At 58.9% G+C, this 11,654-nt stretch carries 6 protein-coding genes and 1 tRNA gene; 2 read left to right on the top strand and 5 right to left on the bottom strand.

Features of this window, described 5'->3' with window-relative positions:
- Positions 1–165: IS3 family transposase (locus EXQ56_14025; protein MSO21541.1), on the top strand; the 165-nt coding region annotated here is incomplete at its 5' end.
- A gap of 424 nt (positions 166–589) precedes the next feature.
- Positions 590–1,375 carry a hypothetical protein gene (locus EXQ56_14020; GenBank protein ID MSO21540.1) on the top strand — a complete coding sequence of 262 codons (786 nt, stop codon included), beginning with the start codon at positions 590–592 and terminating at the stop codon, positions 1,373–1,375.
- A gap of 1,338 nt (positions 1,376–2,713) precedes the next feature.
- On the opposite strand, the gene EXQ56_14015 is transcribed toward EXQ56_14020, so the two are convergent.
- The 5 genes from EXQ56_14015 to EXQ56_13995 all read right to left on the bottom strand — a co-directional run bounded on the left by EXQ56_14015 (position 2,714) and on the right by EXQ56_13995 (position 11,101).
- Positions 2,714–2,789 (bottom strand) — tRNA-Lys (locus EXQ56_14015).
- A gap of 155 nt (positions 2,790–2,944) precedes the next feature.
- Positions 2,945–4,972: an NAD-dependent DNA ligase LigA gene (gene ligA, locus EXQ56_14010; GenBank protein ID MSO21539.1), complete on the bottom strand. Its 2,028-nt coding sequence runs from the start codon at positions 4,970–4,972 to the stop codon at positions 2,945–2,947.
- 136 nt (positions 4,973–5,108) lie between these two features.
- Positions 5,109–6,848, bottom strand: a complete 1,740-nt coding sequence (gene dacB / locus EXQ56_14005; GenBank protein ID MSO21538.1) for a D-alanyl-D-alanine carboxypeptidase/D-alanyl-D-alanine-endopeptidase — start codon at positions 6,846–6,848, stop codon at positions 5,109–5,111.
- 57 nt (positions 6,849–6,905) lie between these two features.
- Positions 6,906–7,886, bottom strand: a complete 981-nt coding sequence (gene hemB, locus EXQ56_14000; protein MSO21537.1) for a porphobilinogen synthase — start codon at positions 7,884–7,886, stop codon at positions 6,906–6,908.
- 110 nt (positions 7,887–7,996) lie between these two features.
- The gene (locus tag EXQ56_13995) at positions 7,997–11,101 is read right to left on the bottom strand and encodes a hypothetical protein (protein MSO21536.1); all 3,105 of its coding nucleotides are present in this window, start codon (positions 11,099–11,101) and stop codon (positions 7,997–7,999) included.
- Positions 11,102–11,654 lie beyond the last annotated feature (553 nt).

Genomic DNA, 11,654 nt, shown 5'->3' with positions numbered 1-11,654 from the left:
GGAGAGATCTTCTATTCATTGAAGGAGGCTCAGGTGGTGATCGAACAGTGGCGGCAGCAGTACAACACCCGCAGGCCGTACTCGGCGCTCGGCTATAGGCCCCCGGCGCCGGGGGCCTATAGCCCTGTCAAAAACCCAGTTTCTCGGCCTCAGGTTGTGATGTAAACTCTCTCACAAGGATTGGTACAAAATCTCGGGCGGGTCAATCATTGGGGAGCGCAAATTTCTACAAAGGCAAATTCCACTGATTTCTATGGCTGCCTAACAACACTGGATGGAGGAAGCACCAAAGGCGCTGAAGACGAACACACGTGGTCCAAGAATGCAACTGGGGGATTGCTACTCATGCATCGGAGGCATACACTTGCTTTTTCTATTCAGAGCAGGGTTTATAGCCTGCTCGCCCGTCGCGCCGCTCCAACTGGCGATAGAGATGTCTGAAGCGCATGCGACTGTCGCTCGATGAATGCATGCCGAGGCGACTCAAACTTGACTTGGTGGGCCACGACGTTTGGACCGTCGTCGAGATGGGATGGTCCTCGAAGCCCAACGTTGAACCTGTAGGGAGCATCTTCGGTTTGGAGTAGACTTGGGCGAATACTATCGGGACTCGAATAACCAAATTCAGGCTGACATGGCGTATCGCCTGGGCATCATAGCCGGGCAGTATTCCAGCCTTCCTCTGCCAGAAGACAAGAACTTCTCTTCAACTCTCGATCTATGTATATTGCAGAATCTTCTAACAAACTGCGTTGAGCTCCTGAAAGCCATGTCCAGGAACGAAAGGCACACCTGCGACTTGACAGCCGATCTCGCGACGAGGAAGCTATGGGGGCTTAACCCAGGGATGATAAAAGACGATACGTTCTGGACTAAACGGCTCACTGCCGAAGTTGTACTAAAGCGAATCCGCAACGCAGTAAGCCATCCCACTTGCACTGACCTTAATAGAACGTTTCCATCCTCGGGATACACAACGATTCCTGATGGCTCTGGGAAGATTCACGAGTACTGCTTCGTCAATTCTCCAGACACCAGGGAAAATGAACCGAAGAGCTTCCCTACCGCAGAGAAGGCAAGAGCTTATATTAAGAAGGGGAAAGATGAGGGCGACATGCCAGAAGACGTAACGGTTATTACAAAGGATATGGGAAAGTTCGGCCTTAGCCAAAATGGAAGTACTTTCGCCCGCGTCTTCAAGATTCACTTAACGAGTCAAGAGATACATGCTCTTGTGATGGGCCTAAGCAATCATTTGGCACAGCCGAAACAAGAGTCCTGGGATGGCAGCACAATCAATACTAGCCTAATTACTTCCGCTATCTTAGCCCAAAGCTCCCGGCCAGGTGTCCTGGGATGGCAGCACAATCAATAAACGCATTGCCTAAACGGGCATTCTATCCATGTTGCGCAAACGACATTGATGAACCGCGCCATTTACTTGCCGGATTGGTCGAAGAGATCATCTACTGTGACCGCCATTTTCCTCATGGGTGGACGCAACCAAAATCATCAAGCAGTCTGCCCGACGTACGCTTTATCAAAAGGGACATCAGGGACTACATAGATAGGCTCCCGCTTATCGATGTCCTCTTCTACCGAAGAGACTCGACGGGGGAAGGCGGAAGCAGACTGTACATTCTTGGCAAGCAATGGCTTGGCCGAATTCTACCGCATTTTCCAGACGAGAGAGGACTCATCATTACCGACGGCTCCAATCGGGGAAGCAGCATCTTCAAAAAGATGATTCGCCCCAGTGGATACACGCGGGAGTCTTGGGGATGTCAGTTTTGGCCATCCCCGGATCAGCCTTGGTTGGAGACTCATCGACTTTACAAAATTGAAATGAAACGAATCACAGCACAATCGCGTGTAGCGGTCGCGCCGCTCCCTCGATATTAGTAATGTGTAGTCGCCTCGAGTTTAGAAACCCGATGGCTCGAAGTGTAAACTGACCCACTACCAGGATTCGTTCCTGCGCACCGAACCGCAGGATGCAAGCCTAACCCCCGCGTCCGGGATTGCCGAAGGCTGAGCCGTCCACAATCACACGTACGAATTTCACGGTGCTTCACCAATCTAGTGTTGGTGAGAGCGCCGCAACTATCTGATTTTATAAACCTTAATGGAAACATTGCGAGCAGTAGGTCTCCGGCGCCGAAAATTCAAAGTAAGCGTATTTACTTGAAGAAGATATGGGCTATCCAGCAACAATTGATTGCGGAAGCACCTACCGCTCGCCGTACCCGTGCATAGAGCTCCACTGTATACATCCCTCCGGTATCTCACGAAACGGCCCCACAGGCACCGTTTCCTGAAACTCATCTCCGGCGGTCTGCTTTTACTCCGCCAGGGCCCGCCGCTCTCGCGGCACTGCCTGGTCTAGTTTCTCTCCGGCGTTTACATCCATTGTTCAGGAGGAGGCTAACTTGGCCGATCCCAGTCGTTCGTTGCGAGGCTGATAGTTTTGGGGATTAATTCGTATTTGTGTTCAAAATCGTGTTCAATAAGCGCGACAGGAGCCGACAATTTTTATGCTTTGCAACGTCGCACGGGCGCAAACGACTATTGCCAAGGGCTGCCCTAATGGGAAAATTTCATTCCATAGGCTGTACCCTCTAGCAGCCTTGAATTGTTACCCATGGCGTTACCCTAAAGCGAATACGTCAACTTCCATCCCCCCTAAAATATGACTTAACTGCTTATTTTATAATGGTGAGCCGGGCGGGACTCGAACCCGCGACCCTCTGATTAAAAGTCAGATGCTCTGCCAACTGAGCTACCGGCTCGTCGCATGCCAAAGGAACAATGGCGCGAACGTCTCTAGAGTTTAGCACAGCAGCGCACGTTGGATGCAGTCACAGAGCCGCGACCGTAAGGGAGCGGTCCGCCAATCGCGTAGGGATCGCCGGACGTTGCCGCGCCTTTCCGGTCGCGGCTCTGTTTATTCTTTCAGCAGTTCTTCCAACTCAGCTTCACTGATGATCGTCAAGTCCAGCTCGCGCGCTTTGTCGAGCTTCGATCCAGGGTCCGCGCCCGCCACCACGTAATCCGTTTTCTTGCTAACTGAGCCGGTAACGCGCCCGCCCGCCTGCTCGATACGCTGCTTGGCCTCGTCGCGTGTGAGCCGTTCGAGCGTGCCGGTCACCACGAACGCCTTGCCCTCCAGCGCGCCAACACTCTTCCTCTTTATCATCTGCTCGGGGTGGAGTCCCATCTTCTCCAGCCGATGAATCAATTCGCGGTTGCGCTCCTCGCCGAAGAAGTGACGAATGCTGGCGGCTACGATGGGGCCCACTTCGAACACCGCCTCCAACTCTTCCTGCGCGGCCTCCTGCAATTTCGGCAGGGTCCCGAAATGGTCCGCCAGCAGAGCCGCCGTGCGCTCGCCCACGAAGCGAATGCCCAAGGCGAAGATCAGCCGGTCCAGCCCGCGCTGGCGGCTCGCGACAATTTCCTTGAGCAAATTCTCCGCCGACTTTTTGCCCATGCGTTCCAGCGCGACCAACTGTTCTTCGGTCAACTGATAGAGGTCCGCGAAATCCTTCACCAGCCCACCGCCCACCAGTTGATCCACCAGCGACTCGCCCAGCCCGTCAATGTTCATCGCCTTGCGACCGGCGAAGTGCAGGATGGTCTCTTTCAATTTTGCCGGGCAGCTTGAGCTGACGCATCGCCACGCCGCTTCACCTTCCTCGCGGACGACGCGCCCGTTGCAGACGGGGCAGCGATCCGGCATCACAAATTCGCGCAGTTCGTGCTCGCGTTCTTCGCGCGCCGCGAGATCCACGCGCAGTACTTTGGGGATCACTTCGCCGCCGCGCTCGATCACCACGCGGTCGCCGATGCGCAGGTCGAGCCGCCGAATTTCATCCTCGTTGTGCAGCGTGGCGCGCTTCACGGTTACGCCGCCCAGCGCCACTGGCTCCAGAATCGCCACCGGCGTGAGCGAACCGGTGCGGCCCACCTGCACTTCGATACTGTTCACGCGCGTCGTCGCCTGTTGCGCGGGGAATTTGTACGCCGTCGCCCAGCGCGGCGCACGGGCGGTGGAACCCAGCTCGCGTTGCAGCGCGATCGAATTCACCTTGATGACGATGCCGTCGATTTCGTATTCAAGCCCGGCGCGCTGCGTGTCCCACTCGGCGATGAACTGAATCGCTTCGTCAATGCCACTGCAAAGTTTGCGGCGCGGATTGACCTTGAAGCCCAACGCCGACAGCGTTTCCAGCTCGTTCCACTGCGTTGCCAGCGGCGCACCTCCGTCTACGAGAAGCAGGTACGCGAAGTAATCGAGGTGCCGTTCCGCTACCACGCTTGGCTCCAACATGCGAATGGACCCGGCGGCCGCGTTGCGAGGATTGGCGAAGCGCGCGAGCCCCGCGGCCTCGCGTTCGGCATTAATTTTCTCGAATGCCTTGCGGCCCAGCAGCACTTCGCCGCGCACTTCAAGCGCCACACTTAAGGAAAACTGTTTCAATTTGCTGCGTGGCACCGACAGGGGCAGGGAACGAATCGTGCGAGCGTTCGCGGTAACCTCTTCGCCAGTGGTTCCGTCGCCGCGCGTAACAGCCCGTACCAGCGAACCTGCTTCATAGACCACCGCCATGCTCATGCCGTCGAGCTTCAACTCGGCGACATACTCGATGTCCTCGCGCCCCGCGCCTTCCTTCACTTTACGGTCGAAGTCTTGCAGCTCCGCTTCGCTGTAAGAGTTGTCGAGCGACTGCATCGGCACGCTGTGGCGCACCGACGCGAAACCCTCGCGCGGCGCGCCGCCCACGCGCTGCGTCGGCGAGTCGGGCGTGATCGTTTCAGGATGCTCCGCTTCGAGTTGTTTCAACTGATTGTAGAGCGCGTCGTACTCGGCGTCGGAAATCTCCGGCGCATCGAACACATGGTATAGATACTCGTGGCGACGAATCTCGTCGCGCAGATTTTCAATTTTTCTGATGATGGTCGAATCGCTCATGGATGGAATGCCTGATGCTGTATCACAGCCCCGACCACCAGGGAGGGGGCACGCTTGCCGATTGCGAGTGCCGTTGAATGTGCCCCTTCCTTGGTGGTCGGGGCTCTGATTGGGGCACAGCTTTCATCAAAAGGGTCTAGCGGCTGCGCGCCAGCGCGGTGACGATCTGGTCAATGACCGTCATCACGCTGCCCTCATCTTCATTATAGTGGTTGGCGAAGATGGTGAACGCCAGCAAATCGTTGCTCTGATTGGCCACGTATCCGGCCAGCGTGGCCACGCCTTGCAGGCTCCCGGTTTTGGCCCACACGCGCGCCGTGGTGTAGCGGCCGCGCAGACGGTTGCGCAGCGTGCCGTCCACGCCCGCCTCGGGGAGCAATGCCGTCCATGCCGCGCCCTGTTCGGACTGGTACATATGCTTCAACAGCGCCGTCATCGCCGCGGGAGAGACCATGTTCTGCCGCGACAGCCCGCTGCCATCGCGCAGAGCGAGGCCGTCCGTGGCAATACCATTGCCGGCAAGAAAATCGTCGATAGCCGCGATGCCCGCTTCCGCGGAACCCATGCCGCGGCGTTCGCGTCCCAGCGTGCGCAGCAGCATCTCGGCATGAAGATTCTGGCTGACCTTCAGCATCACGCGCAAACTCTCCGCCAGAGGCCCGGATTCGTGCTCGGCCAAAATCAATGGCGCTGCTTGTCCATCTCCTGACTTCTTTGCGGGTGTCCGTTCCGCTGCTGAGCCGGGCGCCTGAATGGGCGCTCCAGCAATGTTCTCCACTTCAGAAACTTCCTGGCGGCGAACCAGCACACGGCCCTTGATCTCGACGCCCGCCTTGGCCAACTCTTGCCGCAGATATTCCGCGGTGAAGCGGGGAGGGTCCTCGATGGAAACGGCGTAAGAACTTTCCGCTGCGCCCACTGGAATTTCTCCCCACATTTGCAGGCGCATCGAGCCGGGCTCACGTCCAAGCCCGAGGCTTCTCCGCGTGCGACGCACACCGCCGCCGGGGGTCGGCTCCGTTCGACCAACAGTCAATACCTTATTGTCAATTTCATAGTAGCCCGGCATCGGTTGCACCTGCACCATTGCGGGCGCGCCGGGAGCATCCGGGGAAATGGACACGTAGATGACATTGTCGTTGATCGCCAATGCGGAAACAGGCGCGGCGGTGAGCCACATCAAATCGTCGTACTCCCAACCGTACCCGTAGGGCTCATGCACGAAGTAGCGGTCATCCGCAATCAGATCACCCGTAACGGTGCGGATGCCCCGCGCGGCCACCGCCAGGGCCAACTCGCGAAAAATGCGCGTTGGGGCGGGATCACGCGCTGTCTCCCTATTGAATGGAAGTACCCGCCCGGAAAGATTAGGGTCGCCCCGTCCTGTCAGGATTAGGTCGCCAACATACTCGCTGGCCAACTCACTGCGAATTCTACTTTTCGATTGAGTGCTAGTATCTCCTTTCTCAATTGACTTACTCGTGCCATAAATATGGATCGATGTTTTGTATCTATAGTCAGAACCAAGTAGCGATAGGGCTGCGGCGGCGGGGAAGAGCTTGGCGGTCGACGCCGGGATGAATAGTTTGTTCTGATTCAGGCTGACAAGCGGGGCATTGCGCTTCATGGAAATCACCGAGACCCCCCAGTGCGCTTCCCGCACATCGGGATGATCCAGGAGTTTTTCAACCTGCTTGGCCAGCGCACCCGCCGGTGCCGCGCTGCTGGTCCGCTGCGCGGAGGCAATGGGCATAAGGACCGCCCATAGCAAGGCGATCATGCACGCACCGCGAATCGCCAAACGGTGGGCGCGATTCCGGCGCGATTCACGATGGGCCTTGGAATTGCGATAGGGTGAGTGAATGTTAATTTTCATGAGCCCGCCAGTCTGACTGACATTGCCCTTGTCGAGGGAACCTAAGCCAGCATGACATCACCGCCCGCCCAGTAACCTGGCGGCGTCTTTGGCGAAGTAAGTGAGTATGATGTCGGCTCCAGCTCGTTGAATACAAGTGAGTGACTCCATCATGGCCCGCTCGCGATCCAGCCACCCACGCTCGGCGGCGGCGACAATCATGCTGTACTCGCCACTCACTTGATAGGCAGCGAGCGGGAGATCGAACTCACGCCGGGCCAGCGTGATCACATCCAGATAGGGCATGGCCGGCTTGACCATAATCATGTCGGCGCCTTCTTCCACGTCGAGGCGCATCTCGCGCAACGCCTCGCGCTGATTTGCCGGGTCCATCTGATACCCGCGCCGGTCGCCGAACTGCGGCGCGGAATCCGCAGCCTCGCGGAACGGCCCGTAGAAGACCGACGCATACTTCGCCGAATACGCCAGGATGGCCGTTTGCTCGAGCGCGGCGGCATCCAGCGCCTGACGGATGGCGCGCACGCGACCGTCCATCATGTCCGATGGCGCAACGATGTCCGCGCCAGCGCGAGCATAACTTACGGACGCTTGAGCCAGCAGATCGAGCGTTGCGTCGTTGTCCACTTCCTGCCCACTGAGCAGGCCACAGTGTCCATGACTGGTGTATTCACACAAGCAGACATCGCAGGCGATCAGCAGTTTGTCGCCCACCACCTTGCGAATCGCGCGCACCGCCTGCGCGACGATGGAGTTGTCTCCGTACGCTCCGCTGCCGTGCTCGTCTTTGGTATCCGGCAATCCAAACAACAGGACCGCGGGAATACCGAGCGCCGCCACTTCGCGACACTCTTCGCCGATGCGGTCCACGGAGAAATGGAAGTTGCCCGGCATGGATGATATCTCGCGCTTGACACCGGAGCCGGGGCACACAAAAAGCGGATAGATGAACTGGCTGGCCGAGAGCCGCGTTTCGCGCACCAGGCCGCGCAGCAGTTCATTGCGGCGGAGGCGGCGCGGTCGTGAAGTGGGAAAACTCATTGGTGAATACCTGTCTGCAATTCGTGCGGCTAACTCGTCAAATCATAGCACAGCCGCGACGCCGACTCAGCCGAGTATGTCCACCCGGCCCCAGGCCATTGCGAGTGTATCTATTGACGCACGGGAACAGTGACCGGGTTACTGGCGATTCCCGCGCTGGTGATCACGAGAGGTTGGTCGCCGGTAATCGTGGACTGCGGCACCTGCACGTTCACCTGGTACAGGCCGGCAAAACCGGGCGCGAGTCCGGAGAATGTGACCAGCGCGTTGATGCCGCCGATGCTGGCGGCGGGCTGCCGCGTGGTGATCTGCAACGGCGTGCTGGTGGCCGCCGCTCCGCTGATCGCCGCCGGTGTGGTGGTCCCCAGTCCGTTGACGTACGCGGCCAGCACTTCGCCGGGCCGCGCTGGATTCGCGTCCGTCACAGGCGCGTTGGTCAGCCCATGCAGCACCGTGCCCCTGCCACTCCCGGTTTGACTCAAGGTGAAAATGCCGGGAGCCGCCGCCGCAATCTGGAACGGCACGGCGGCGCTGGTTTGTCCATGTAAACTGACTTCCAAAATTCCCAGGCTGGCGTTGGCGATCTCATAGGGGACCAGCGCGTTGATTTGGGTGGGCGAGACAAACAGCAACGGCGCTTCCACATCGTTAATCAGCACACGCAAGCCCCCGAGCGCAGTGGGCAGCGGGAGAAACTGCGCGGTGGCGATGGTGGTGGAGAGCTGTGTCCCGAAGATGGAGATCAGGCTCCCCGGCGCGAGACGCGTGGAGCCGGAGGAGAAACTCGCGGCGTTCACCACGCCTGTGAGGTTGACCACCGGACGCGTGAAGCTGCCCCAATAAGGCACGGTTAGCAGACGACCGCTGGATTGGCTGCGCAATTCAATGCTGCCTTCCACGATGCCGGTCAGCGGTTGCGCGAAGGTGAATGAAATGGAGGTCGCGACGCTCGCTCCGGAGCCAATGGACAGGCTGGGACTCGAAAATCTTATGTCCACCAAGGGGCTGCCCGGCACGTTGGTGGCGGTGAGTTGATAGCTGTCGGCGGTGCCACCAGTGTTGGTGATGGTGAGAACAACGACGCGGCTGAGTTGCGCGCCGGACGCGGAGGCATCCAGCGTGATGCTGCTCGGGACCACCACGGCGGGCGTGGTCACGGCGGCCGCCAGATCGAGTAGACCATTGCCGCCCGCCATCACGCCGGAGACTCCGTCAGAGATGGGTGTGAGTATCTTCGCGGCGTTCTGCACCAGCGCCGACTTCACCTGAGCGGGCGTGAATTGCGGCGACATCTGCCGGACAATGGCCGCCGCCCCGGCCACCATCGGCGAGGACACGCTGGTTCCTTGCGAGATGCCGAAGCCGCTGGCGTCGAACTGCGCTCCGCCGGAGAAGTTGCGCTGCGTCCCGCTGTAGACGTTCGAGCCTGGCGCGGTGAGGTCAGGCTTCACGCCGAAATCCGTACTCGGCCCGACGCCGGAAAATGCCGCGATGCGGTTCGCCTCTGTGGGCAGTGCGCTGCGCGCCGCGCCGATACGAGCGGTGATCCGCGCCTCGGGCGTCGACAGAAACTGCCGGAGCGCGAGCCCCTCGGGGTTGCCGATCATCACCGCAGGAATCTGTGTCGCGGTGCCGACGGTGAAGGAGATCGCGGCCTGATTGGCTTGCTGGTTGAATAGCACCACGGCGATCGCGCCGGCGGAGATGGCGTTAATGATTTTAATCTGAAAGCTGCATCCGCCACGCTCGATGAGGACCATCTGGCCAGTGAGCGATCCCGGCGCAATGGCGGTGCAGGCCGTGGCATTGCCATTCAACGAAGCCGAATCGCGAATGGGTAGCGGTCCAAGCTCGGCGGTGATGGCCGGCCCATTTCCCGGAGTCGCGCTCATGAGCTGCAGCGCCGATGGCACGGGAATGGACGCACGAATTTCCAATGGGAAGGCCAGCGTGCGCGAATTGGTTGACGCTCCCACCGTGATGGCTTCCGGCGCAATTCCGGGACTCGATATGGTGCCGGAGCCTGGGCCATCATTGCCCGCGGCGACCACCACCACAACTCCGGCCTCCACCCCGGCCTTCACGGCGATGGCCAGCGGATCGGCTGAAGGCGGAAGCCCAAGCTGCGCGCCCAGGCTGAGGTTGATCACGTTCATGCCGTCGGCCACTGCATCATTCAAAGCCGAAAGTATGGTGGACAATGAAGCCGAGTCATTAAAGCCCGGCGTGCCAAACACTTTGTAGTTTCCGAGGAAGGCCTTCGGCGCCACTCCCGCAATGCTGGCCAGCGGAGCAGCCACGCGCCGGCCGCCGGCAACAGTGGACGTAAAGGTTCCGTGACCATCGCGATCCATCGCATCGCAGTTGGGGTCGAAGGCCGGCAACTGGTGGACGTAGTTGCGCGCGACGATCACCTTCGTGTTGGTGAACTGGCGATCGTTGGGAATGCAGATGCCATTGGAGGATTGCGTGAACTTCGGAAAGCCGGCCGGCGCGACGAGGGCGGGATCCTGCAACATGGGATGGTTAATATCGAGTCCCGTATCGAGGATGCCAATCTTCACGCCCGCGCCCGCATTCGCTTCACCGCCCACGCGAGAGTTCCACGCTTCGCTGGCGCGAACCAACTCCAGCGCGGCATCCATGGTCTTGTGATAGAGCACGGAAGGGTAGACCTCCGCGACCTCGGGCATGCGACGGAGCGTATCAATATCCTCGGCGCGGATGTTGACGGCGAGAGAGTTGAGCACCAGGTCGGTCTGGCCGATTACGGTGGCGCCGGGCAGGCTCGCTATCCTCGCTCGCAATGAGTCCTGCTCACCCCGTAGCAGCGCACGATGCGTGGTCGCTTCGCCAGAAGATAGATTCACCCGCCCTGCCGACTGGGCCAGCGGTGAATCCGAAGACAATCCAGCAACGCGCGTGGATCGCAGCAGATGCCGGATCACCGGCTCCGTGCGCAACCGCACGATATACTGCCCCGCCACCTGCTGAGCATTTGCGCTACTCGCCGCATAGAGCAAGACGCTGAGGGCAACCGCAGCCGTGAAGGCGCGCAAGACTCCGCTGGCAAATCGGCGTGGCAAGCGACAGCGACCAGGAGCACCCACAGACCTCGCCGCTATTCCGTTTCTCTGCACGTAACCCTTTCGACTTTCGCTGTCTCCGCTCACTGGGCCTCTCAAGGTAGCGACTTGCCCTTCCCAATTATCCATCTAGTCCGGAAGCGGGATGGAAAGTTTTTGGTACTGGGGTGTTCCTCGTTGGTGACTCTGGGGACCTCTTGAGATTACAGGAGGCTTCGAAATTCCTTCATCACTCAGCGTTTTTGCCGGATGACAGATTTGCAGAATATGCGGTTCTGACCAAAGTGCACACTTTCACGGTTTTGCCAAACCTGACCACAAAGACAGGAAAATCCACTCAGACAACAAAGACAAACTTGCGCAAACTCACCAAGTAGTTTTGTTGATTAACGAGATCATCTAGCCGATACTCGGTTTGTGAGAATGGTACGGAGAGAGAAACAGTGAGTAGTAAGAAATAAAAAGATACTAAGTCAGGCGGTACGGTAAACTCGATGGCATCCTACAATTACCTACTTCCCAATCCGGCGCTGCTGACCTGCCCGGCGATTTCGATACCAGCCGAAGTGAGAGAGAATCTCATGAGGGAGGTATTTGAATATGCCGATGCAGAGGTACAAACCAGAGCAGATCGTAACGGTGTTGCGGCAGGTTTAAGTGGCGGTGGCCAGCGGGAAGACAA

It is taken from the genome of Acidobacteriota bacterium, from assembly GCA_009691245.1.
Taxonomy (GTDB): Bacteria; Acidobacteriota; Terriglobia; order 2-12-FULL-54-10; family 2-12-FULL-54-10; genus SHUM01.
Note: the sequence above shows the minus strand (reverse complement) of the source record. Positions and strands in the feature narration are given on the sequence as shown.